The sequence below is a fragment of the Deltaproteobacteria bacterium genome, from assembly GCA_020848905.1.
Lineage (GTDB): Bacteria > Myxococcota_A > Polyangia.
This window is the reverse complement of the sequence record JADLHG010000016.1, coordinates 63,932-87,912: the sequence shown is the minus strand read 5'-3', so window position 1 is coordinate 87,912 and position 23,981 is coordinate 63,932. Positions and strand designations below refer to the sequence as shown.

Sequence of the window (23,981 nt, the reverse complement as noted above, 5' to 3'; positions counted from 1 at the left end):
GGACGGGGGGCCAGAGCCGGGTCCCCGGGCCGAAGCGGGCAAACCCAGGCCAGCCGTGCCCACTCCCGACGCAGGCGCACGCGATGCGGGCCCACGCGACGGGGGCGGCACCTCGGGCGAGGCCTCCGCGGGTGCATCCTCGCAGCCGACCGAGTCTCCATGGGTCTTGGCGACACGGAAGCTGACGGGGCACATCCGAGACCTGATGGCCGAGCGGCTCGATCTGACGGTCGATCCCTCCAGCCTGTTCGAGGTGGCGCTGGGAGATGAGGCGGCGATCCGCGTCGAGGCCGAGCGGCTTCGGACGATCCTCGCGCACGCCGCGCGCATCCCGGCGGACGCCGGGATCTCCGACGCCACCGTCGCCGGGCCTTCGCGGAGGGCGCGCCCGCGGCGAGGGCACGATCGCCGCCGTGACGCCGGTGCTCCTCCGGATGCGACCCCGCACGAGCTACCGCGAGACCTCCCGGCCTCACTCTGGGCCGCCAGAGTCGAGCTCGACCGCGCGCGACTGGATTTCCTGGTGCTTCCCAGGGCGCGCCGGGAAGAGCTCCTTGGACGCCATGCAGCGCGACAACGGGGCGCGGGGGCGAACAAGGAGGCGGCCGAGATCAGCGCGGCGAACCGACGTGCGCTGGCCGCGACAGAGGAACGCCAACTCGCCCTCTCGATGGCGCGGAGGGCTCGTAGCGAAGCCGAGCGCCTCGTCGCGGAGGAGCGGGCACGCCTGCTCGACGTCGCGCGCGAGCAGGCCGAGCTGGAGGGGCGGATCGCCCGCGAGAGCCAGGCTCTCAAAGAGCGAGCCGACAAGACGCTGCTTCTGCTGCGAGAGGTGCGGGAACTGGAGCAGACCAGGAAGAATGGCGCCGGCGCCGACGCACTCTACGCGAACCTGCGCGCCTGGGTGCGTGCCACCCGCGAAGAGGTCGCGGCGGCGCTGGCCGCGCCGCGACGAGAGGTGCCCGGCGCGAGCGACGATCGGCTCGCCGGTCTCGCCGTCGACGTCGATCGGCAGTCGGTGGGTCAGACGCGCGCGACGCTGGAGAAGGCGGCCCGGCGTCTGCGCGTTCTCGCGGAGCGGGCCCGGTGGGCGCGAGTCCACGGCCTCCACGCCGAGATGCTCGCGCTGAACGACGCCCGGCTGCGTCTGCTGCCCCAGCTCTCGGCCTCGAAGCGGAGTGCGATCACGGGCTTCTCCGAGGTGGGCCGAGAGCAGGCAGGAGCCGAGCTCCGGCAAGTGACGCTGGTGCTCCGCTATCATCTTCAGGCGACCCTGAGATGGCTCGCGGCGATCCGGGGCGGCCAGGGCTCGGAGCGCAGCAAGTCGCTGGTCACGGTCAGTCTGATCGCGGTGAAGTGGTTGTTTTGCTTCATCGCCCTCTTCTGGTGGCGTCGACGCGCCGAAGCGGTCCTCGAGGGCGCGCGCGAGCGTCTGCACGAGAGAGATCGGCACGCACGACGCGCCGGGGAGAGCTGGCGCACGCGAGGCATCCGGTACCTCCTTCACGTGCGCCGGCCGCTCGAATGGCTGCTCCTCGGCCTCACTCTGCTGTGGTTCCTCCCGCCAGAGGCGAAGGACCTGTTCGAGGTCGAGATCCTCTTCGTGGTGGTGGGCTGGATCCTCGGCGGGTCGCTCGCGGTGCTCAGCATCGACGCGCTCGCGGGGCAGGTCGAGGCCCGCGGCGCGCCCCGCTCAGCCACCTCGGCGCTCCGGTTGCGCTCGCTCCGGCTCACCGGGCGCACGGTGGTGGTGGTCGGATTGATCCTGGCGATCAGCCAGAGAATCGTCGGAAAGGGGACGATCTACAGCTGGGTCTTCTCGACCTGCTGGTTCGCCGTTCTCCCCGTCTTCCTCGTGATCATCCGCTGGTGGCGCCAGGTGATCTTTCAGCGCATGGCACGCTTCCGCACGCGACGGGCGTTCTTCCGCTGGGTCGACGCGCATCAGGCCGGCTGGAGCAGCCTTCCCGCTGCGGCCATGGGCGGCGCCTACCTCTTCGTCCACGGGGCGAGTCGCGCGGCACGCGCGTGGGTGGGCCGCTTCGACGCCACCCGTCGCCTGCTGGCGTACCTCTTCCGGCGCGGTCTGAAGAAGAAGGCTGCGGAGGGAGCGCTCGTCTCCTTGAAGCCCCTCCCCGAAGAGCTCTTCCAGAAGCTATCTCCTGAGGCGCCGCCTCGGAAGATCCTCGTCGACCAGGACGACAGCGTAGAGAAGGTCCTTCGACGAATCAAGGCGGACGGAGGAGGAGTGTACGTGGTGATCGGCGAGCGCGGCAGCGGAAAGAGCACCGTCCTTCGGCGCGCACGCGACGCGCTGACCGCCGTCTCCCTGGTCGACTGCCCGATTGCCGGCCTCGACGCGCTCCGTGCGGAGCTCGCCCGCGCGCTGCGGCTCGAGGATGGGGCGACCCTGGACGAGGCCGGCCAGGTCGCCAATCGAGCCGGGTCGACCGTCGCCGACTCGGCCCTCGTGATCGACAATGCGCACCGGCTGATCCATCCCCAGATGGGAGGCCTGCAGGCTTTCGACGCGCTTCTCGAGGTGGCGCGACGCAACAGCTCCTCCTGCGCCTGGGTCCTGGCGCTCGACGCGACCATCTGGCGCTTCTTTCTCCGGGCCCGCGGTGAGCGACCGACCTTCGACGACGTGATGACCCTGCCGATCTGGCGCGAGCCCGACGTCGTGGCGTTGCTGCAAACGCGGTCCCGCGAGGCCGGAATCGAGCCACGGTTTGATCACCTGCTCGAGCAGCTCCCCGGCGACGCCGACGAGATCGAACGAGAGGAGGCACTCGCCCGAACGGAGGCGAGCTATTACCGCATGATCTGGGACTACTCCGCCGGCAACCCGGGAGTGGCGCTGCACATGTGGCGACGGTCCCTCGGCGTCGACGATGAGGGCACGGTCTTCGTCAAGCTCTTCAAGGCCCCCGACACGGTGGACCTCGAGAGGCTTCCCGACGACGTCGTCTTCGTGCTCCGCTCGGTGCTCCGACTCGAGCTGGCGCTGCCCGCGGACCTCGTGCGAGCCACGATGCTCCCCGATGCCCAGGTCGCGAGCGCTCTCCGCTATGGCCTGGCCCGAGGGTATTTCGAAGACCTTGAGGGCCGATACCGCGTGACCTGGGGCTGGTACCGCGCCGTCACGCGTCTGTTGCAGCGGCGCCACCTGCTTCCCGCCAGCCGTTGACCGTCCAGAGGAGGAACGCCACCATGAAAATCGCGCGCTGGACCGCCGCGCTGAGCGCAACGGGGCTCCTGGCTCCTGCCACCGCATACGCTCAGGAGCTCCCGGACCTCGGCAAGCTTGCCGGAGCGGTACGCTGGGGCGGCGTCGCCTTCTCCGTGCTGATCATCGTTGGCGCGATGATCGCGCTGCGCATCGTCGGAAACGTCTCGGATCGTCTGGCCAAACGCTTCACGAACCGGCGCCCCACCGTCCAGAAGCTCGAATCCATCACGCGCTTCATCATCGTGCTCACCACCGCCGGCATCGCCCTCGGTCTGAGTGTCCGGCTCGAATCGACGGCCGTGACAGTAATCGGCGGCGCGATGGCCTTCGCCGTCGGGTTCGCCATGCGCGACCTCGTGGCCGCGTTCATCGCCGGGATCACGATTCTCTTCGATCGGCCCTTTCAGGTCGGTGATCGCGTCGGCTATGCAGGCCAGTATGGGGACATCATCAGGATCGGGCTCCGCAGCGTGCGGATGAACACTCTCGACCACAACGTGATCACCATCCCGAACAACAAGATCCTCACCGACGTCACCGCGAGCGGGAACTACGGCGCGCTCGAGATGCAGGTCCCGATGGACTTCTACGTCGGCATCGACCAGGACGTGAAGCGCGCCGCGGAGCTGATCCGCGAGGCCTGTCTGGTGAGCATGTACGTGCATCTCGACCGGCCCGTTCCGGTGCTGGCAAAACAGCTGATCGTCGAGAATTACTTCGCCGTCCAGCTCAAGGCCCGGCCGTACGTCTTCGACTGCAAGTACGAGAAGGACTTCGAGACGGATGTTCATTTTCGGGTCCTCGAGGCCTTCGCGGCCCACGGCATCCTGCCGCCGGGAGTTCTTCATCGACGAATGACCGAGGGGCTATCCCGCGCGCCGGCCGTGCGTGACTGAACGCCGGCACCCGTCGGCTCGAGCGCGTCACGACGGGAGTGGTCTCCCCCGGGCGGAGCGGCTGCTGGAGCTCTCCCCGTAAAGCCCATGCAGTGTCCATCCTGACGAAGACCCTTCCGGCAGCCTCGTCTGCCAGCCACGTCCTCGCCCACGAGCTCCTGCCGGTCGTCCGCCCGCCGGGGCAGGCGCTAGCGACGGTTTCACCCGTTCGTGAGCTCTCGCGCAAGGTGCGCGAGGACCCCGCGCGCCACCCTGATGTCGTCCGCCGGCACTCCTCGTAGCGCTCGTCGCACACGCTCCTCGACGGTGCCCGCGCGCGCGCGATCGGCGAGCTCCCCCTTCGCCGTGAGCTCGAAACGGGCCCGGCGCCGGTCGCTCGAGTCAATCATTCGCCGCAGCAAGCCCGACCTCCCCAGGCGGTCCAGCACGCCGGTCAGGGTGCTCGGATGGACATGCAGCACCCTGGCAATCTCGCCCGCAGTGGCCTGCGGAAACTGTCCCACGACGCGCACGGCGAGCCGCTGCGGGCCTGTCAGGCCAACGCGGCGCTTCATCTCCTTGGACGCCTTGCGCAGCGCGTGGTCCACGGCCCACAGCGTGCGCATGAAGCCGAGAACCTGTCCGAGACCATCGCCGTCCCCTCCGTCGCTGCTCGTCACCCTATCTCCTCGAGATGCGACCGTCGGGTCGCAACCTGTTCTATGTACCATTGGATATCGTTGCACTTCAAAACATATCGTTTGACTCGCAACTATATTGCCGCTACGCTACAAATCGTGATGGATAGCGTGCACGAGGGGTGGGAGGACGCCGCCGTCCCGGAAGATCCCGCTTCCGACGACGCGTCGTCGTCGCTCGTCCGTGGCCTGGCGGACTCGTTCGACGGGCATCGGATCTGGCTCAGCGAGTTCAACCGGGCGCTGATCTGCCGCCTTCCCGTAGATCCAGGCACGCAGCCCGGTAGCCGGTGCCCCTTCACACGGTGGAGCGATCAGCCGACGCCATGCGACCCGCGCCGAAGGGAGCAGCTCGCGACACTCACGGCCCTTCACGAACAGGTCCATCGAGAGGCTGCGAGGCTCGCATCGATGATCGGCGCCAGTGGGTCCGTTCGACCCGAGAGCTACGACAGGTTCGTCAGGCTGTCGCGTCGCTTCGCGCAGGAGTCCCTCGATCTTGAGCGAACGTCACGTGACCACCTCGCCGAGGTTGACGCGCTCACCGGGCTCTTCAACCGCCACTCGATGTGGCGCCAGCTCGAGAGCGAGCGCGCACGAGGGGACAGATCGGGACACCCCGTGTGCGTGGCAATGGTCGACCTGGACGGATTCAAGGGGATCAACGACCGATACGGACATCGGCTCGCCGACGCGGTGCTGAAGTCCGTGGCCCGGCGATTCGAACGCGACCTTCGACCGTACGACCTCGTGTACCGCTACGGAGGGGACGAGTTTTTGGTGTGCATGCCGGAGGCAACACCAGGCACAGCGCGCGGGGTGCTTCGGCGACTGACTCACCATCCGGTCCTGCCGGACGGGACGTCGCTCACCGCGTCGATCGGAGTTGCAACTATGAGCGCCGCGATCCCCGTGAGCCAGTCCATCGACCAGGCGGATCGGGCGGCCTACGCGAGCAAGCGCGCCGGGGGCGGGTGCGTCGAGGTCTGGCCCGCGGGGATAGACATGCCAGAGGAGAAGGCGATGCATGCGATCGAGGGCGACATCCGCGCGCGAATCATCTTCGTGGCGACGGATCTGAGCGAGGCAGGAAACGAGGCGCTCCGCCAGGGAGACGGAAGGGCGAGAGACACCGAGGCGCGGCTGCTGGTGTGTCACATCGTTCCCAGCCTGATGCGGGTGAACATGCTCTTCCCGCACCGGCATGCGGAGCAGCGCGCCGCCCAGGCGCAGCTGCAGGAACGAGCCCTGATCGCGCTCGTCGAGCGCACGTGCGAGGTGACCGGCCGCGAGCCTTCCGACTTCACCGCCGTCGTGGAGGAAGGGATCCCCTATGCCGGCGTCGTCTCGAGCGCAGAGAAGGCGGGTGCCGAGCTGATCGTCGTCGGCAGTCGCGGTGCGACGGGTCTCTCCCGTGTCCTCCTGGGCAGCGTCGCCGAGCGCATCGTCCGTTACGCCCACGCGCCCGTCCTGGTGGCGCGTCGCGGGCCAGAGACAAGAACGATCCTGGTCGCCACGGACCTGTCCGATCCGTCTCTTCCAGCACTGACCGCGGCCGACCGCGAGGCTCAGCGCAGCGGCGCACGACTGATCGTCATACATTGCCTCGAGCTGACCAATCTTGTCGCCGTACCGGAGTACGGTGGGCTGCCCCCGCACGCTATGCCTCCGATCATCCCCGAGGGCGCGCGCGAGGTCGCGATGGAGCGCTTGGCCGGGGCGCTGGAACGCCTCCACCTCGAAGGAGACCGCCGGATCGTCGAAGGGTTTCCTCCCACCGCGATTCTGTCGACCGCCGAAGAGGTCGGCGCGGACCTCATCGTCCTCGGAACGCGCGGGAGGACCGGGATTCGGCGTGTGCTGCTCGGAAGCGTCGCCGAGGACGTGCTTCGCCGGGCGAAGTGCTCGGTCCTCGTGGTCAGGCTTGCAGAGGACGCGAAGACGCCGCCGAGCTGAGCTCGCTTCGGGGAGGACTGAGCGCTCACTGTGCGCCGTCGGGGGGGGCCAGGGTCCGCCTCCACATCCCCTCTCGGCTGAATCGCGCGAGATCAGTAGTCCCCCTTCAGATGACGGTCAGCAGCCTCCTGGAACCAGGGGAGGAGTGTCTTGTGCAGGGTCGTGGGACGATCCTGTTCGACTTCCGGCTGCTGCATCCTCGCCCTCGCGCGGATCGCCGGTCACTACACCGCCGGACGCACGCGGCCGTACTCCCTGCCCGCGAGGCGCGCGCTGCCGATCGAGGTGGGCCGCACGCTCGAGCTGGTGCTGCGCCAGCGTCGCGTGGGGCCCGGCAACCTGGCCCAAGGGCTCGTCATCCTCGATCCGACGATCAGCTCGTGGCCGGTGCTCGCCGCGCTCGAGCCGGCGCCGTACGCACAGGCTTTCGACGAGAAGGACGCGCGACTCTCTCCCTTAGGCCGGAGCACAGGAACGCACCGGGGATCGTAGTCATGAACCTGGGGAGCCAACCTGCTGCGGTAGACTTCGTCTATGTCCGGAGCGACGGTAGCGAGACGCTGCTGGCGGGGAGGTCCATTCCAGTGGGGGGCTACGTGCTTCACAACCACCGTCGAGATGACGGCCTGCATGGACTACCGGACGGTTGGGAAGGCGCGCTCATCGCAGGCTGCACGAACGGTCAACCGATCGGGGGGTACGAGAGCTTCACCCGCCTGGACGCCAACTGGGCGGTGGGGGACACGCTGATGGCCCAGGGCGCGGTGGGGTGGCCCTGACCCTTCGCGGCGCACGGGACCTCGTTGATCGGCCGGTGAGGAGCGAGGAGGGGGGCGGCTCTCGAGAGGTACGTCGAGAAGATCCGCCGGCCGGTGTGGGCCTCGGGTCGAGCAGGATGACCGGCCTGGCCCATGCGACATCGATCGATTGCAGGCGCGACGATCCCTCCGTACGAGACAGGCGTGCGGGTTTACTGCGCAGCCCCCTACCCCGGCTCCTGCTGCGTCGCGCAGTGGATCGTGCCCAGCCCCCAGACGAGGTCGACGCAGTGAATGCCCACCACCTCGCGCGACGGAAAGAGCTCCGCGAGCAGGTTCAGCGCCAGACGATCGTTCGGATCGTTGAAGGTGGGCACGAGCACCACGCGGTTCCCGACGTAGAAGTTGGCGTAGCTCGCGGGGAGGCGTTGCCCGCGAAAGACGAGTGGACGGGGCATGGGCAGATCGATTACCTCGAGCCGCCGGCCGCGCGCATCTCGCGCCTCGCAGAGACGCGCGCGGTTCTCGACGCACACTGCGTGGTTCGGGTCGGCGGGGGCGTCCTCGCGGCAGAGGAGCACGCGCCCCGGCGCCACGAAGCGCGCCAGGTCGTCGATATGCCCGTGCGTGTCGTCGCCCACGATGCCCTTCTCGAGCCAGAGCACGCGCTCCACCCCGAGCGCCTCGCGCAGCACGGCCTCCTGCGCCTCGCGCGCGACGCCGGGGTTCCGCCCCTGCACGCGGTCGAGCAGGCACTCCTCGGTGCAGAGGAGCGTCCCCTCTCCGTCCACGTCGATCGCGCCTCCCTCGAGGACGAAGCGCGCGCCGTCGGGTCGCCGCGGCTCGAAGACCGCCGCGCCGGCCGCACCCGCGATCGCCGCGCCCACCTGCGCGTCCAGCTTGCAGTTGTTGTACTTGGCCCAGGCGTTGAAGGCCCAGCAGACCGCGGCCACCTCCCCGCTCGCGCGGCGCACGAAGGAGGGCCCCGTGTCGCGCACCCACGAGCGGTCGGTCCTCACCTCGAGGAAGTCTACCTGCGAGAGATCCGCGCCCACTCTGTCCAGCACGCGCGTCGCGGCCTGCTTCAGCGCCGCGTCCCCGACCAGGATCCCCACGCGCTCGCCTCGCGCCAGGTGCCGCACCATCTCCCCGTAGACCCACGGGAGCGGTGCAAACTTTCCCGGCCAGTCGGCGGCGTTGTGCGGCCAGGCGAGCCAGGTGCGCCGGTGCGGAGCCCACTCGGCGGGCATCGCATAGCCGAGCGCGTGCGGGCTTCGCTCGAGAGGCGCTTTCGCAGGGCGGGCCACGGGCTACTTCGAATGCAGGTAGCGGCTCGAGAGCGGGCCGTAGGCGTCGATCCGCCGATCGCGCAGGAAGGGCCAGTGCTGCCGCACAGCCTCCTGATACGCGAGGTTCACCTCCACGAGCAACGTCTCGGGGGTCTCGCGCCCCGCCTCGGCCAGCACCACACCGAAGGGGTCGCAGACGAAGCTGCCGCCGAAGAACTCGATCCCCCCGCCGGCGGGTCCCTCGTGCCCCACGCGATTCACCGCGCAGACATAGACCCCGTTCGCGATGGCGTGCGCCCGCTGGATGGTGCGCCAGGCGTCCGCCTGCGCCGCGCCGAACTCGGCCTTCTCGCTCGGATGCCAGCCGATGGCCGTCGGGTAGCAGAGGAGCGCCGCCCCCTCGAGCGCCGTGAGACGCGCCCCCTCCGGAAACCACTGATCCCAGCAGACCAGCGTGCCGACCCGCCCGAAGCGCGTATCGCAGGCGCGAAAGCCGAGGTCCCCCGGCGTGAAGTAGAACTTCTCGTAGTAGAGCGGGTCGTCGGGGATGTGCATCTTGCGGTAGACGTCGGCGATGCGCCCGTCGGCGTCGAAGGTGACCGCCGTGTTGTGGTAGAGCCCCGCGGCGCGCCGCTCGAAGAGGGACGCCACGAGCACGATCGACAGCTCCTTCGCCAGCGCCCCGAGCGTCTCGGTCGTGGGCCCGGGGATCGGCTCCGCCAGGTCGAACTGCGCGTGGTCCTCGGTCTGGCAGAAGTAGAGCGACCGGAAGAGCTCGGGGAGCACGACCATGTTCGCCCCGCGGGCCGCGGCCTCGCGGATGGCCGCCACGGCGCGGTCCAGGTTCTCCGCCGGACGCGAGGTCATTCGAAGCTGCAGGGCCGCGAGCTGAAAGGTTCGTCCAGGCGACATGGGGGCAAGATCTACCGAGGGCTCGCGCGAAGGCCAAGCGCTATTTCAACGGAGCCCGGCGGGAGGGAGCGCGGCCAAGGTGGCCAGATCTACTTGTAGACCACCCCTTGCAGGCAGAGCTCCACCGCGTGGATCGCCAGGCTCGCCGCGCCGTAGCTATCCGGGTAGAGCCGGTAGCCGAGGAGCCCGGCCTGGTCGTTGACGCTCATGAAGTTGGTCCAGTCCACGCAGTACCAGGCGTACGGATACACCGAGACGAGCCCCGAGACCGTGTCGCCGTGGATCGGGCTCCACGGGCGAAACTTCGACGAGGTGCCGGTGCTGTAGGAGCGCGCCTGGATGCAGAGGCTCCCCTTCGTGAAGGACTGGATGCCGTCGAAGCTCCAGCGCACCCGCACGTAGGCCGACGAGGAACCGAGGTGCAGGCTCTGGTTCTGGTCCACGAGCTGGCTGTCAGCCCAGACGGGGACGACCTCCCACCAGGCCGTGGAGCGCAGCCCCCACGCGTCCAGCGTGGCGTAGGTCCCCGACGGACCGAAGTGAAAGCGGTAGGCCGCCACCCCCTGGCCGGTCACGCAGGGCGGCGTCGCCACGCTACCGCTGTCCCGACGAGGCGCCGCATCGGGGCTCGGGCCCACGTCGCGCCGCACCGCCGCATCGGGCGCGCTCGTCAGGTCCCGCCGCACGGCCGCATCGGGGCTCGGGCCCACGTCCCGCTTCCCCGCGGCATCCCGCGCGCTCCCCACGTCCCGCCTCCCGGCGAGATCCGCGCCGGCAGACCGCCCGTCCCACACGAAGTAGTCCCCCGCCCCACCGAGGTCGCGCTCCGGACTCGCCTCCTGCGCCCCGTCGTTCGCGCCGGCGTCGTCGCGCGACCCGAGCTCGCCACCGGACCCGTCGGAGACCGAACCCGCTTCGAGGGCCCCGCCGTCTGCGGGCCCTCCATCGCCACCTACTCCCGGCGTCGCCGAGTGACACGCCACGAAGAAGCACGCGGCAAGGCACGCGCACGCAGGTCTCGTCATCTGGAAGAGGCTCCGCGTCATGCTCATGCATATACGGTGAGGAGCCACCGTCCTGTCGCGAAAAAGATCGGGCTACTCGTCGCTCGGTGGATGGGCTCGCCGGATCACTTGACCGGCCGGTAGCCCGCCCAGGCCCGGACGCAGACCGAGCTACAGGAGAGCACCTCGCTGCCGAAGAAGTGCGCAACGAGGTGCGACAGCACCGCCACGCACCTCGCACCGTGCGTATGCCCCGCCGAGCCGAGCCGCGTCGCCCGGAGTGCCAATCGCTCGCTGGCGCGATCGGCCACGCCCGCCGCGCCCCCGAGCAGCGCGAACCCCAGCAGGCGCCGGCCGCGCCTCGCCCGAAGGGGACCTCGCCGCACCAAGGACATTTCCCCCATCATGGCAGGAGCCACGCCACGTCCGCATCCGCCCAGGGGACGAGAATGTCGGGATCGCCAAGACCTCTCCGGGTGCGGCCCCCCCCATGCCGGAGTCACGAATCCCCACCCCTACGTCCCGAACACCGGCTACCGCAACGCGCCGGCGCTGCACTCAGCCGCCCTCTGCGCCCACCGGGGAACGCCCTCCCTGCGCCTCGACCAGGTCTCGAAGCCTCTCGATGACCCGCTGTGCCGTCGCCAGGGCCTCGGGTGGGATCGTCGCCGCCAGGAGCTCCGCCGACCGCTCCACCGGCCCCACCACCTCGCGATCGACTGCCCGGCCGGCTGCCGTCAGCCCCAGCACCACTCGCCGTCCGTCCCTCTTGCCGCGTCGCCGCTCCACGAGCCCCCGCCTCTCAAGTCGCCCCAAGGCCGCCGAGACCGTTCCCGCGTCGAGAGAGAGCTGCCGCGCGAGGTCACCTGCGGTCATGCCCGGGAATCGTCCCACCCATCGGATCACCACGCGCTGTTGCGCCGTCACGCCCGCCGTTCGCTCCAGCGCCCGCGACGCTCTCTCCATCGCGTGATTCAACCTGGAGAGGCTCCGCAGCAGCTCCCCGGCTGCTGCGAGGCTCTCCCCTCCCCCCTTCTCGGTCCCCTGTGTCATCCGCGCCTCACCCCCCGCCGAAGCGTGGCCAGCCGCCGCAGCAACACATCCACCTCTCGCTGATCCCGCAGGAAGTATTCCGCGGACGAACGCCTCGAGCAACCGACCCGGATGGAGAGCAACCGGCCTGGCTGGTCCAGCGCGAACACGTCCTCGTCCGTGACGTCGTCCCCCACGTAGATCGCGGTGTCGGTGCGTGCCCGCGAGCGCAGTCGCACGAGTGCGTCCCCCTTGTGCGGGGCGCCCTCGGGGATCAGGTTCACGACCAGCTTCCCGGCAACCTCCCGCACCGGGTGGAGCAGCCTCGGCACTGCCGCGTGGATCGCCGCACGTGCGGCCCGCTTGTGCCGCGAGCGTCGGTAGTGCACCGCGAGCGAGAACTGCTTGTCCTCGATATCGACCCCGGTGAATGCAGACAGCTCCGCCTCCAGCTGCGACCGGATCGCTCGAACCTCTCGGGCAAATTCGGGCAGGCCCTTGCCGGGCTCCATGCCGTGGTTCCCCACGACGAATGGCACTCGTAGCCCACCCACCCGGCTCGAGACGTCGGTGAGACCGCGTCCGGAGATGATCGCGCAGGGATAGAGCTCGCACACTTCCGCCAGCAGCGCTCGCGTACGCTCTCTCATCCGCGCCGCGTCCCGGTCCGTCACGATCGGTGCCAGGGTGCCGTCGAAGTCGAACGCCAACAGCACCCGCGACCACGCGAACTGAGCAAGCACCTCTCGGTTGGCAGCCGCCAGCACGTGCTTCATCGGCCGACAGTCAACACCCGGGAGATCGTCGAGGAGAGGCGCCCCGTGAGCCGCTCTCGACGTCGCACCTCGGCGGCGTCGATCAGCATGCGCCCTGCCCATCGGTAGACGTTGAACTCCGCCACGATCCTGCGCATCGATCGCATGCGCTCTCGCTGCTCCGCAGGCGGCATTCTGAGGGCCGTCGCCAGCGCTTCGCTCGCCTGCCGGATGTCGTATGGATTCACCACCAGGGCCTCGGTGAGCTCTCGCGCCGCCCCCGTGAACTGACTCAGCACCAGCACCCCCTGCTCGTCGTCCCGCGCGGCGACGAACTCCTTCGCCACGAGGTTCATGCCATCGTGGAGACTGCTCACGTAGCAGAGGTCGGCCGCCCGGAAGTGGCGAAACACGGCGAGCGGCTCGTGATGCGTGCGCAAGAACGCGATCGGCCGGTAGGCTCCGGAGCGCCAGCGCGCATTGATCTCCTCCGCCAGCGTCTCGAGACGGTCGTTGAGTCGCTGGTAGCGCTCGATCTTCGTACGACTAGGCGCGGCGATCTGGACGAAGACGAATCGTCCACGGAACTCCTCGTGGCTCGCCAGGAGCGCGTCCACCGCCAGAAAGCGCTCCTCGATCCCCTTGGTGTAGTCCAGCCGGTCGACGCCGACGCCCAGCAGGGCGTTGTCGGACAACTCGAGCTCCTCGCGGACAGAGCGCCGACACTCCTCCACGGTCGGTACGGTCGCCATCCGGCGCACAGGCCACTCGATAGAGATGGGATAGGCACGGACCAGCGTCTTCCGCGGCCCCTGGACCACGGCGAATTCCTCTCGGTCGATGCGACTCTCCATGAAGGCGTCCACGGAGTCGATGAAGTTGTTGCAGTGCTGCTGGGTGTGGAACCCGATGATGCTCGATCCCAGAAGACCCGAGAGCAGCTCCTCCCTCCACGGACAGATCCCCATGCGCTCCGCGTTCGGCCAGGGGATGTGCCAGAAGGAAAGGATCGTGGCCCGCGGCAGGCGCTCGCGGATCATCCGCGGTGCGAGCGCGAAGTGGTAGTCCTGCACGAGGACGATCGGGTCGTCGGTGTCCGCCTCCTCGCAGACCGCATCCGCGAACCGTCGGTTGACGGCGACGTACTGTTCGTAGTCCTCGGCGCGAAAGATCGGCCGGGCGTGGGCGAGGTGACAGAGCGGCCACAGCCCCTCGTTGGCCAGCCCGTAGTAGTAACCAGCCTCTTCCTGAGGGGTGAGCCACACGCGCCGCAGGAGGTACGACTCCTCGCCCGGCGGCACGCGCACGTGTCCCGCCGAATCGGCCACGTCGCGGTCCGCTCCGCCACTACCGTGCGCCACCCAGACGCCGGAGCAGGCCCGCATCACCGGCTCGAGCGCCGTGACGAGCCCGCTCGCGGGATGCACGACGCGCACCCCCGCGCCGTCGCGCTCGTGTATGTACGGCTCGCGGTTCGCGAGGACCACCACGCGCTCCCCGTGAAGGTGCTGCTTCAGGGTGGCCCTCAGCCGGTCGGGGCCCCAGGCTCCTGTTCGCACCTCGGCCTCGCGGTCACGCGCCAGCTCGTCGACCAGCGCGCGCACGTCCCGCGCCAAGGGCTGGAACTCCTTGCTCCCATCCCCCGCGATGGCGCTGCGGAGCTCGCGCGCCCACCTCCGCCAGGCGAGACGAGCCAAGCCGAGCGTCAGCACCGAGGCGGAGACCGCGAGCACGAAGAACATGCCGAGGATAACGTTCCGCGTCGTCGCCTCGCGCCGCTCGACGTAGCTCAGATCGTGCACCAGCAGGAGGACGCCCAGTGGGACACCGCGAGGCTCGATCCGGGTCGCGCTGAGCTGAACCCGCCCCGACGGAAGGGCGGTCGTCATGGCCCAAGCGACGTGCGCGCCGCCCGACTCCCGGTCCATCGCCTCCAGCGTTTTCCGGCAGCCGAACTCGTGCGGATAGGCCTCCGTGGAGGCCAGCAGCACGCCGTCAGACGCACACGCCGCGGCGCCCATGATCCGTTCGTCCCGGGTGATATCCGTCAGGATCGCCGTCAGACGCTGCTTGTCGGTCGTCCAGTGCGCCGCGAGGCCCTGCTGGGCCGCGGTCACCGCGAGCTGCGCACGCAGCTTCAGATCCTTTTCCAGCCACTGACGGGTCACGCCAGTGAGCGCCAGGAAGACGAGCCAGGCGAGGAGCGCCAGCCCAGCCAGCAGCAAGCCAAGGAATCTTACCGCGCGGGGAATCACGAACGACACGCTAGCACACACTCATTGGATATCCAACCATCTCGTGCTACGGTCTCTAGCCATGACGCTCTCGGAGCTGGGTCTCATAGGCAATTGCCAGGTCTCGGCGCTGGTCCGTCGCGACGGAGCCATTGTCTGGTCCTGTTTTCCGCGCTTCGATTCCCCACCTATCTTCGCCGCTCTCCTCGACGACGTCGCCGGTGGCACGTTTTCGATCGGCCCGGCCGACGGTGCCACGGGCACGCAGCGCTACCTGACCAACACAAACATCCTCGAGACGAAGTTCTCCGGCCCAGACGGCGAGTTTCGCGTCCTCGACTTCGCCCCGCGCTTCGTCGAGCACCAGCGCAGCTTCCGCCCAACGAAGCTCGTGCGCGTGGTCGAGCCGCTCTCCGGCACCCCTCGCATTCGCGTCGTGTGCGACCCGATACGGGGCTGGTCGCGCGGCCGTCCACGGCGAGAGCTCGGATCCCACCACGTCGCGTTCTGGGGCTACGACGCGGAGCTCCGGCTCACCACGGACGCGCCGATCTCCTACCTGGACGGCGTTCCGTTCGCCCTCACCGAGCGCGAGCACTTCGTCCTCGCCTGGGGTGCGCCCGTGGAGGAGCCCCTCGAGCCGCTGTGCGACCGCTTCCTCCGGGAAACCGAGCGATACTGGCGGCAATGGGTCAAGCACTGCGACATTCCCCCCGTCTACCAGGAGGAGGTCATTCGTTCGGCGCTGGCCCTGAAGCTCCACTGCTTCGAGGACACCGGCGCGATCGTGGCGGCCCTCACCACTTCGATTCCTGAGGCTCCAGGCTCCGGCCGCTGCTGGGACTATCGCTACTGCTGGCTCCGTGACGCGTACTATGCGCTCGGAGCGTTCCGCCTGCTCGGGCATTTCGAAGAGCGGGAGCAGTTTCTGCACTTCCTCCTGAACGTGGCCGCGTCCTCCCCCGAGCTGGACCTCGCGCCACTCTACCGCATCGATGGCAAGGCGGACCTCGAAGAGCAGGTCCTCGACGCGTGGCCCGGTTTTCGCGGCGAACGCCCCGTGCGCGTGGGCAACGCGGCGGCCGCGCACCGGCAGCACGACGTCTTCGGTGAGATGGTCCTGGCGCTGACGCCCCTCTTTCTCGACGCACGGTTTCAGGAGCACGTGACGCTCCCGGTCGTGGACCTCGTCACGCGCCTGGCCCGCAAGGCTATAGCCGTGGCCGGGCAGCCCGACGCCGGGATCTGGGAGTACCGCTCGGGCTGGCGGCCCCAGACCTTCAGCACCCTGATGTGCTGGGCCGCCGCCGACCGGATGCACCGCATCGCACAGCGGCACCGGCCGAATGACGCGAGCGAGTTCGAGGTCGCGGCGGCGCGACTGAAGCAGGAGATTCTCACCCACGCGGTGGATCCCCTGCGCGGTTGCCTCGTCGCAGACTACGGAGGAACCGAGGTCGACGCGGCGCTCCTGCAGGCCGTGACCTTGCACCTCGTGCCGCACGAGTCACCCCTCTTGCACGCGACAGTGGACGCGGTCCGCGCGGATCTCGCGCACGCGAGCTGGCTGCGGCGGTACCGGACGGACGATGGCTTCGGGGTGCCGGGCGTCGCCTTCATGCTCTGCACCTTCTGGGAGATCGAGGCGCTTGCACGACTCGGGCGTCTTGCGGAGGCTCGCTCCCTCATGGAACGGGTTCGTGCGATCCGCGCCCCCCTCGGCCTGCTCTCCGAGGACGTCGATCCCGCGACAGGCACCATGTGGGGAAACTTCCCGCAGGCCTACTCGCACGTGGGCCTCATCCACGCGGCCTTCGCCGCCTCTCCGCGGTGGTCCGAGGTGGGCTCATGACCGCGACCCGGGCCGACGGCGCAGCCCCGCTGCCGCCTGCCCCCCCCGGCTCCTGGGAGCCGCTCATCCGGCTCGCTCGCTTCGCGCGGCGCCCACTCGACAGGTTCCTCAAGATCGAGGCCGCGAGCGGCATCCTGCTGCTCCTGGCGGCGGCGGTCGCGCTCGTCTGGGCGAACTCACCCTGGGCCGGCAGCTACCGCGAGCTCTGGCACCTGTCTCTCGGCGTGAAGCTCGGGCCGTGGTCTTTCGAGCGCTCGCTCGACTGGGTCGTCAACGACGGCCTGATGGTCATCTTCTTCTTCGTCGTGGGGCTCGAGATCCGGCGCGAGCTGCACCACGGTGAGCTTTCCAGCCCCCGACGCGCAGCACTGCCTGCCATCGCGGCCCTCGGCGGGATGGTCGCTCCGGCCCTGCTCTACCTGACGATCGCGGGGGCCCCCGCCACGCGCAGCGGCTGGGGCGTGCCCATGGCCACGGACATCGCTTTCGCCGTGGGGATCCTCACGCTCCTCGGACGGCGGGTTCCTGCATCGTTGCGTGTCCTCCTGCTTGCCCTCGCCGTGATCGACGACCTCGGCGCGATCATCGTGATCGCCGTCTTCTATTCCTCGGGCGTCTCCATCGCCGGCTTTGTCGTCGCGGCGCTCGGCATCGGCTGGATCCTGGCCATGCAAGGGGTGGGCGTCCGCACGAAGCTCGCCTACGTCGTCCCGGCGCTGGTGGTCTGGGGCGGCACCTACGCAGCAGGGGTTCATCCGACGATCGCCGGCGTCATCGTCGGACTGCTCACCCCGGTTCGGGCCTGGCTCGGCTCGGAGGGCTTCGCCGAGAGTGTCGGCAGAGAGCTCGAGTCCCTCGGGCAGACCTCCCCCGCGACCGTCTCCTCTCACGACCTCGCCCAGCGGCTGCGACGCGTCGACCTCGCGCGCCGAGAAGCGATGTCTCCGGCGGAGAGCCTCATCGAGTCGCTGCACCCCTGGGTTGCCTTCGGCGTCATGCCTATCTTCGCGCTGGCCAACGCCGGTGTGTCCCTCGGCGACCTCACGCTCGGACCCGAATCGACTCGGGCCGCGCTCGGCACCGCGATCGGGCTCGTCCTCGGCAAGCCCGTCGGGGTCCTCCTCTCCGTGGCTCTCGCCCTGAAGCTCGGCGTCGCGGTGCTTCCGTCTGGCCTGACCTGGCGCCACCTGACAGTGCTCGGCGTCGTGGCGGGCATCGGCTTCACCATGGCCCTCTTCATCGCCCAGCTCGCCTTCGCCCAGCCCACGCTCCTCGTGGGAGCCAAGCTCGGGATCCTCGGCGCCAGCGCTGTGGCCGCCATCGGCGGGCTCCTTCTCGGCCGACTGATGCTAAAACCCCCACAGGGCGCAGCGGCGGAGCGGTCGGCGGACGAGGCCGAAGCCGCACTGTCGACCTGACGCGCGCGAAACGTGGGAGTGCGACCGACGTGGGACACCTTGCGCTGCTCGAACAGCTCGCGATCACGGCAGGGCTCGCCGCCCTCGTCACGGTGCTGCTCGCCAAGGCGCGCGTGCCCACCGTCGCGGGCCTGCTCGTGGTGGGGGCCCTCCTCGGCCCCTTCGACCTGGGGCTCGTGCGCAACGCGGAGGCGATCGAGACCCTCGCCGAGCTCGGGGTCGTCTTCCTCCTCTTCACGATCGGGCTCGAGTTCTCCACCGACCGGTTGCGCCGCGTCCTCGGCAACGCGGCGCTCGGCGGGCTGGTCCAGGTCCTGACGACGCTCGCCGGCGGCACGGGCATCGCCACACTCCTCGGCCACGACCTGCGTCGCGCCACCTTTTACGGGCTCGCCTGCGCCCTCTCCAGCACGGCCATCGTGCTCCGCGCGCTCGGGGACCGCGGAGAGGTCGACGCCCCGCACGGCCGCTTCACCGTCGGGACGCTCGTCTTGCAAGATCTCTGCGTGATCCCCATGCTTCTCGTCGTCCCGGCCCTCGCCGGCAAGGGCACCGCCAGCGCGACGGCGCTCGCCCTCGGCTGGGCTCTCGCCAAGGCCGCGCTCGTGGTGACCGCCGTGCTCCTCGCCGCGCGCCTCCTCTTGCCGCGTGCACTCCGCTTCGTGGACGCCGCGCGCAGCCGCGAGGTCTTCCTCCTCGCGATCCTCACGGCCTGTGTGGGGACCGCCTGGCTGACCTCGCTCGCCGGTCTCTCGCTCGCGCTCGGCGCTTTCCTCGGCGGCATGGTGATCGCCGACACGGACTTCCAGCACCGCGCGATGGGGGACATCCTGCCGCTGCGTGACGCCCTGATGAGCGTCTTCTTCATCTCTCTCGGCATGCTCTTCGACGCGCGACTCGTCCTAGCGCGACCGGCGGCCGTCGGCGGTCTGCTCCTCGCCCTGCTCGTCGGTAAGGGCGTGCTCGCCGCCCTCGCGGCGCTTCTCGTGCGGCTCCCCGCGCGCTCCGCCTGGCTCGCCGGGCTCAGCCTCGCGCAGTTCAGCGAGTTCGGCTTCGTGATCCTGAAGCTCGGCCAGGCCGCGGGGCTGACCGACCGCTCGACCTCGGGGCTCATCCTCGCGGCCGGGATCCTGAGCATGTTCTTCACCCCCTTACTCATCGCGCTCGGTCCCCGGATCACTCTCGCCGAGACGCTGCTCGCCCCCCTCGCCCGCTGGCTCCGCGCCCACAGCCTTCCCGAAGGAGGCGGGGTTCCTGCTACCGAGGGGCACACCGTGATCATCGGCTACGGCCTCGCGGGGCGCATCGTTTCACGCGCCCTCGGGGCCACGAACCTCAGGCACATCGCCCTCGAGCTGAACATCGAGACCGTGCGTCGGGCCCGAGCCGCCGGGGAGCCTGTCGAGTACGCCGACGCCACGAGCCCCGAGGCCCTCGCCCACGCGAACGTGGCCGGCGCGCGCGCCGTCGTGGTCGCCATCAACGATCCACAAGCCGCCCTTCGCGTCGTGGACACGCTGCGCCGGGTCGCCCCGGAGGTCCCCCTCTTTGTGCGCACCCGGCACCTCGCCGAGAGCGAGCGACTTCTCGCGCTCGGCGCCACCGACGTGATCGCCGAGGAGGTCGAGGCGAGCATCGAGATCCTCGTGCGGCTCCTCCGCCGCCTCGAGCTCCCACGCAACGTCATCGACCGCCGCGTCGAGGCCGCGCGCGAGGAGCACCGCACCTCCCGCCGCGAGGTCTCCGTACCCCGAGCCACCCTCGCGGAGCACGAGGCGCTGGCGCACCTGAAGATCGAGAGCCTGCTCGTAACGAGTGACAGCCCCTGCGCGGGACGCACCGCCCTCGAGCTGGACCTGCGCCGGAGGACCGGCGCGCTCGTCGTGGCGATCCGGCGCGAGGGGAAGCTCCTCGAGCATCCGGGGCCGCAAGAGCCGCTGCGCGTGGGGGACGTGGTCTACCTGGTTGGATCCCGGGAATCGATCCGCGACGCGCTGGTCCTGCTCGGGGAGCCGCCACCTCCAGGCGGCCCCTGAGCTCTATCGGGGCGCTCGCTTTGCGGCCTCCTCACCCTCCTCGCGCGAGAAGAGCCTCTGGCAGGCGCGGCAACGGTATCGTTCTCCCCGCGGCTTGCGAGCGCGCGCCTGGACCTCCCCGCAGTGCGGACAGGCCAGACGAATCACCGAGGCCGTGGCGGAAGCACCGATCATCGTGAGCACCCCAGACAGTATGTCCCACCTCACCCGCTGTACAAGGCCTGTCGCGGGGTTGGAGGAGGTCCGGGGGCCGAGTCGCCCGGTGAGGCAACCGTTATCTCCGGCCCAGGCGTCTCGGCCTCGCGGCCCCGGGGGCCCATGGCGTTGCCGGGGAGGAGCTCGTGCGGAATGCCGGCTCCTGCCCGCAGATTGCAACGGCTGCGGCGCCGAACCTTGGCGTCGATCCTGCTGAAGAACGGCTATCTGGTGCGATTGAGCGCGTCTTGACCGCCGGGGCCTTGGGCCTCCACGTGCTCTCGCGCCGCGGTCCAGGTCTTGCCACTGCCTCCATCGAGGGTGGCTCAGTCCGAAGAGGGGAGCGATGGGCATGCAAAGCTGGCAGATCGCGCTGTTGGTGGTGGCCTCGGTTTTCGTCGGGATGTGGATCCCGGTTAGCTTGCAGCTGTTCGCCACCCTGCGCGCTGGGCAAAGGTTTCTCAAGACCATGGGTAGCCGCGGCGAACAGACTCTGGCCGAGGTGTCCACCACCGTGGTCGCACTGAACGAGACCATCGCCGAGGTCAAGGAGGTCGCCCACGCGGCCGCCCAGATCAAGGATTCGATCCGCATCATGTCGTCCATCGGTGCCGCCGTTGGACCCGCCGTGGTCGCGCTCGTCCGCGCGCTCCGCGAGCCGGCGGCAGAAGCCGAAGACCCTGCGGGGGGAAACGGAATATCGGCCGCAACGGAGCCGTCAGCTCCAGCGCAAAAGGAGCGTTCGCCATGACAAGTGAAGGAATGAATGGACAGTCGAGCAATGGTCGGGCGGGCTACAGTGGGACCTCGCTCTTGCTGATGTTCGCCGGTGGGGCGCTGGCAGGCGCCGCGGTCGCTTACCTGGCCCAGGCCGATAACCGCGCGCGCGTTCGTTCCTTCGTCACGCGCACGCGGGGCAAAGTTGGTCATTTCCCGCAGGCTGTCCAGGAGGCCTCCCACGCGGCGAAGGAGGCCTTTGTCGAGGCCTACGCGGGCCAGGGTGAGGAGCCAAAGGCCGTCTCGGCGAAACACCATTAGGGAGAGCGACGGCCGGCTTCGGGCGTTTCAGACGAGCATCACGGCATCGGTCCAAACGCTCGAATGAGGGCAGCGACGTCGCCACCACGCCGTCGTCTGGGGACGCGTCGATCCCGACACCGGAGAGCTCGTCATGCACGAGAAGCAGGAGCAGCGAGACACCGAGGACGGCGACATCATCGATGACCTCTGCGAGCTGACGTTGCTGAAGGGGGGAGTGGTCTTCGAGATCGCCAGGAGCGTCCTCCTTCGTGGCTCACCGGTGGGCGCGGTCTGTCGCTACTGAGGTCGGACGCCGTGAGCGCCCCGACGCCACACGCAGCCGCGCGAGCTGTGACCACGGGTCTCTCTGACCCCCCTCCGGCGTTCACTGAGCCGCGGGGAGGCGCGGCGACGGTCCTGGCGACCTGCCTGCTGATGATCGGAGCCACGGGGCTACTCGACCACGTGATGGGCGTCGAGTTGCGCCTCTACCCGCTCTACGTCGTGCCGGTTGCGCTGACCGCCTGGAAGCTGGGCCTGGCTGCAGGACTCATCGTGGCGCTGCTGGCCCTGGCGGCCTGGGCCGGCTCACATCTGCTGGCTGGTCAGAACTTCCCGGCCTGGGCCTGGGCCTTCAACGCCGTGGCGCACCTGCTGGCCTTCGCCGTGGTGGTCTTCCTCGTGGTGTTCCTGCAGCGAAGCAGGGCGACCGAGCGCCGCCTGGCCCGCACGGATCCCCTCACGGGGCTCTTGAACGCCCGCGCTTTTTACGAGATCGCGACGGCGGAGCTCGGCCGCCAGCAGCGCTATCCCCGTCCCGTGACGCTCGCCTTCGTCGACCTCGACAACTTCAAGGAGGTCAACGACCGTTACGGCCACACCGTCGGAGACCTGGCGCTCCTCGAAGCGGCGAACGCCATGCGCGCGGCCACGCGCGCAACGGACACCGTGGCCCGCCTGGGCGGCGACGAGTTCGCCCTGCTCCTGCCCGAGACCGACGTCGCCGGCGCGCGCCGACTGCTGCGAAGGCTCGGGACGGGCGTCGCGGAGGCCATGGCCGCGAGCTCCTGGCCTGTCTCGTGCAGCATCGGCGCCGTCACCTTCGATGCGCCACCCGATAGCGTCGACGCGATCATCACGGCGGCCGACCAGCTCATGTATCGCGTGAAGGCCGCGGGGAAAAACGCGGCGCACGTCGAGCCGTTCGCGGCTATGCAGCTCCCGGAACGCTAGCGAATAGCTCGTCCTCCGACTCTGGCGCCCCACGCAGCGGCGATTGTCTTTTGCGGGCGATTGATCTAATGAGAGACGCCGAAACGAGGAGCCCCCGATGCGCGTTTTCGAAACCATTCTCGAGGCTGTTGGACGCACCCCGCTGGTCCGCCTGCGCAAGCTGGTGGGACCCGAGGACGCCACCGTGCTCGCCAAGTGCGAGTACCTGAACCCCGGCGGCAGCGTGAAGGACCGCATGGCCATGCACATCCTCGCCAAGGCGGTGCAGACCGGGCAGCTCAAGCAGGGGGGCACGATCGTCGAGAACACCTCCGGAAACACCGGCGCCGGAATCGCGCTCTGGGCCGCGGTGAACGGCTTTCGCTGCGTTTTCACGATCCCCGACAAGATGTCCACCGAGAAGGTGAACACGCTCAAGGCCATGGGCGCCGAGGTGGTGGTCACGCCGACCAACGTCCCCGCCGACTCCCCCGACAGCTACTACGAGACGGCCAAGCGCATCGCCCGCGAGACGCCGGGTTCCTTCTACCTGAACCAGTACCACAACAAGCTGAACATCGAGGCCCACTACCGCAGCACCGGCCCCGAGATCTGGGAGGACACCGAAGGCAAGATCGACGTCTTCGTGGCCGGCATCGGCACGGGCGGCACGATGAGCGGCGCCGGCAAGTACCTCAAGGAGAAGAATCCCAAGGTGCAGAACGTCGCCGCCGACCCGGTGGGGAGCGTCTTTCACAGCCTCTTCAAAACCGGCCAGATGTCCAAGCCCCACGTCTACAAAGTGGAGGGGATCGGCGAGGACATGATCTGCGGCGCGCTCGACATGTCCGTCATCGACGATATCCGCCAGATCGACGACAAGCAGTCCTTCGTGGCGGCGCGAAAGCTGGCCCGCCAGGAGGGGCTCTTCGCGGGCGGCTCCTCGGGCGCGGCGGTGCACGTGGCGGTGCAGGTGGCCAAGGAGCTCGGCAAGGGCAAGACGGTGGTGGTCGTGCTCCCCGACGGTGGGAAGAGCTACATCTCCAAGTTCTACTCCGACGAGTGGATGATCGATAACGGCTTCATGGCGCGGCCGGAGACCTTCGGCACCGTGGCCGACGTGCTCGCGGGCAAGGCCGACCAGACTCTGCTCACCGCGTCGACCGGGATGGGAGTGGGGCAGGCCATCGCGACGCTCAAGGAGCGCTCGTTCAGCCAGATGCCCGTGGTGGACGCGGCGGGCCGCCCCGTGGGCATGCTCCACGAGCTGGACCTCCTCGACGCGCTCCTCGAAGGACGCGCGACCAAGCAGTCCCCGGTGGAAACGGTCATGCAGCCGCTGAACGGCGTGATCCTCTCCACCGCGCCGGTGAGCAAGCTCCACGACATCCTGGCCCAGGGGCTCGTGGCCGTGGTGCGCGACGGCGACAAGCTCACGGGCCTGCTGACCAAGATCGACCTCATCGACTACATCTCGAAGCGCACCGCCGCCTAGGACGAAGG

The 23,981-nt window shown here is 69.3% G+C and carries 21 protein-coding genes; 13 read left to right on the top strand and 8 right to left on the bottom strand.

Annotation, left to right across the window (positions count from 1 at the left end):
- The first annotated feature begins 166 nt into the window (after positions 1 to 166).
- Together IT371_07430 and IT371_07425 are read left to right on the top strand one after the other, a co-directional pair.
- Positions 167 to 3,190: an AAA family ATPase gene (locus IT371_07430; GenBank protein ID MCC6747472.1), complete on the top strand. Its 3,024-nt coding sequence runs from the start codon at positions 167 to 169 to the stop codon at positions 3,188 to 3,190.
- Positions 3,191 to 3,213: 23 nt separating this feature from the next.
- On the top strand, positions 3,214 to 4,128 hold the full coding sequence (locus IT371_07425; protein ID MCC6747471.1) for a mechanosensitive ion channel: 915 nt from the start codon (positions 3,214 to 3,216) through the stop codon (positions 4,126 to 4,128).
- A gap of 200 nt (positions 4,129 to 4,328) precedes the next feature.
- On the opposite strand, the gene IT371_07420 is transcribed toward IT371_07425, so the two are convergent.
- Complete coding sequence (locus tag IT371_07420; GenBank protein MCC6747470.1) at positions 4,329 to 4,838, bottom strand: MarR family transcriptional regulator; 510 nt, start codon at positions 4,836 to 4,838, stop codon at positions 4,329 to 4,331.
- Positions 4,839 to 5,216: 378 nt separating this feature from the next.
- Between IT371_07420 and IT371_07415 the strand changes: the two genes are divergently transcribed.
- The 3 genes from IT371_07415 to IT371_07405 all read left to right on the top strand — a co-directional run bounded on the left by IT371_07415 (position 5,217) and on the right by IT371_07405 (position 7,540).
- Complete coding sequence (locus IT371_07415) at positions 5,217 to 6,761, top strand: universal stress protein (protein MCC6747469.1); 1,545 nt, start codon at positions 5,217 to 5,219, stop codon at positions 6,759 to 6,761.
- Between the two features lie 162 nt (positions 6,762 to 6,923).
- Complete coding sequence (locus IT371_07410) at positions 6,924 to 7,253, top strand: hypothetical protein (GenBank protein ID MCC6747468.1); 330 nt, start codon at positions 6,924 to 6,926, stop codon at positions 7,251 to 7,253.
- Between the two features lie 2 nt (positions 7,254 to 7,255).
- Positions 7,256 to 7,540 (top strand): hypothetical protein, encoded by a 285-nt coding sequence (locus IT371_07405; GenBank protein MCC6747467.1) that lies wholly within the window; start codon positions 7,256 to 7,258, stop codon positions 7,538 to 7,540.
- A gap of 206 nt (positions 7,541 to 7,746) precedes the next feature.
- Here IT371_07405 and IT371_07400 read toward each other — a convergent pair whose 3' ends face one another.
- From IT371_07400 to IT371_07370, 7 genes are all read right to left on the bottom strand, one after another.
- Complete coding sequence (locus IT371_07400) at positions 7,747 to 8,769, bottom strand: agmatine deiminase family protein (protein ID MCC6747466.1); 1,023 nt, start codon at positions 8,767 to 8,769, stop codon at positions 7,747 to 7,749.
- 60 nt (positions 8,770 to 8,829) lie between these two features.
- The gene (locus IT371_07395) at positions 8,830 to 9,720 is read right to left on the bottom strand and encodes a carbon-nitrogen hydrolase (protein ID MCC6747465.1); all 891 of its coding nucleotides are present in this window, start codon (positions 9,718 to 9,720) and stop codon (positions 8,830 to 8,832) included.
- An 89-nt stretch (positions 9,721 to 9,809) separates the two neighbouring features.
- On the bottom strand, positions 9,810 to 10,745 hold the full coding sequence (locus IT371_07390; protein MCC6747464.1) for a hypothetical protein: 936 nt from the start codon (positions 10,743 to 10,745) through the stop codon (positions 9,810 to 9,812).
- Between the two features lie 104 nt (positions 10,746 to 10,849).
- A complete protein-coding gene (locus tag IT371_07385; protein MCC6747463.1) occupies positions 10,850 to 11,119 on the bottom strand; it encodes a hypothetical protein in 270 nt (89 codons plus the stop codon).
- 163 nt (positions 11,120 to 11,282) lie between these two features.
- Positions 11,283 to 11,777: a winged helix-turn-helix transcriptional regulator gene (locus tag IT371_07380; protein ID MCC6747462.1), complete on the bottom strand. Its 495-nt coding sequence runs from the start codon at positions 11,775 to 11,777 to the stop codon at positions 11,283 to 11,285.
- The gene (otsB, locus tag IT371_07375) at positions 11,774 to 12,532 is read right to left on the bottom strand and encodes a trehalose-phosphatase (protein ID MCC6747461.1); all 759 of its coding nucleotides are present in this window, start codon (positions 12,530 to 12,532) and stop codon (positions 11,774 to 11,776) included. The genes IT371_07380 and otsB overlap by 4 nt, the downstream gene beginning before the upstream one ends.
- Positions 12,529 to 14,763, bottom strand: coding sequence for a trehalose-6-phosphate synthase (locus IT371_07370; GenBank protein MCC6747460.1), 2,235 nt, complete (start codon positions 14,761 to 14,763; stop codon positions 12,529 to 12,531). The genes otsB and IT371_07370 overlap by 4 nt, the downstream gene beginning before the upstream one ends.
- 64 nt (positions 14,764 to 14,827) lie before the next feature.
- On the opposite strand from IT371_07370, the gene IT371_07365 reads away from it, so the two are divergent.
- From IT371_07365 to IT371_07330, 8 genes are all read left to right on the top strand, one after another.
- Complete coding sequence (locus IT371_07365; protein MCC6747459.1) at positions 14,828 to 16,597, top strand: glycoside hydrolase family 15 protein; 1,770 nt, start codon at positions 14,828 to 14,830, stop codon at positions 16,595 to 16,597.
- The gene (gene nhaA / locus IT371_07360; GenBank protein MCC6747458.1) at positions 16,594 to 18,015 is read left to right on the top strand and encodes a Na+/H+ antiporter NhaA; all 1,422 of its coding nucleotides are present in this window, start codon (positions 16,594 to 16,596) and stop codon (positions 18,013 to 18,015) included. The genes IT371_07365 and nhaA overlap by 4 nt, the downstream gene beginning before the upstream one ends.
- A gap of 29 nt (positions 18,016 to 18,044) precedes the next feature.
- On the top strand, positions 18,045 to 20,051 hold the full coding sequence (locus tag IT371_07355) for a cation:proton antiporter (GenBank protein MCC6747457.1): 2,007 nt from the start codon (positions 18,045 to 18,047) through the stop codon (positions 20,049 to 20,051).
- Positions 20,052 to 20,592: 541 nt separating this feature from the next.
- The gene (locus IT371_07350; protein ID MCC6747456.1) at positions 20,593 to 20,997 is read left to right on the top strand and encodes a hypothetical protein; all 405 of its coding nucleotides are present in this window, start codon (positions 20,593 to 20,595) and stop codon (positions 20,995 to 20,997) included.
- On the top strand, positions 20,994 to 21,284 hold the full coding sequence (locus IT371_07345) for a hypothetical protein (protein ID MCC6747455.1): 291 nt from the start codon (positions 20,994 to 20,996) through the stop codon (positions 21,282 to 21,284). Before IT371_07350 ends, IT371_07345 begins: the two co-directional genes overlap by 4 nt.
- A gap of 133 nt (positions 21,285 to 21,417) precedes the next feature.
- Complete coding sequence (locus IT371_07340) at positions 21,418 to 21,570, top strand: hypothetical protein (protein ID MCC6747454.1); 153 nt, start codon at positions 21,418 to 21,420, stop codon at positions 21,568 to 21,570.
- Positions 21,571 to 21,701: 131 nt separating this feature from the next.
- On the top strand, positions 21,702 to 22,499 hold the full coding sequence (locus tag IT371_07335; protein ID MCC6747453.1) for a GGDEF domain-containing protein: 798 nt from the start codon (positions 21,702 to 21,704) through the stop codon (positions 22,497 to 22,499).
- 97 nt (positions 22,500 to 22,596) lie between these two features.
- Positions 22,597 to 23,973 carry a pyridoxal-phosphate dependent enzyme gene (locus tag IT371_07330; GenBank protein ID MCC6747452.1) on the top strand — a complete coding sequence of 459 codons (1,377 nt, stop codon included), beginning with the start codon at positions 22,597 to 22,599 and terminating at the stop codon, positions 23,971 to 23,973.
- Positions 23,974 to 23,981: the final 8 nt, after the last annotated feature.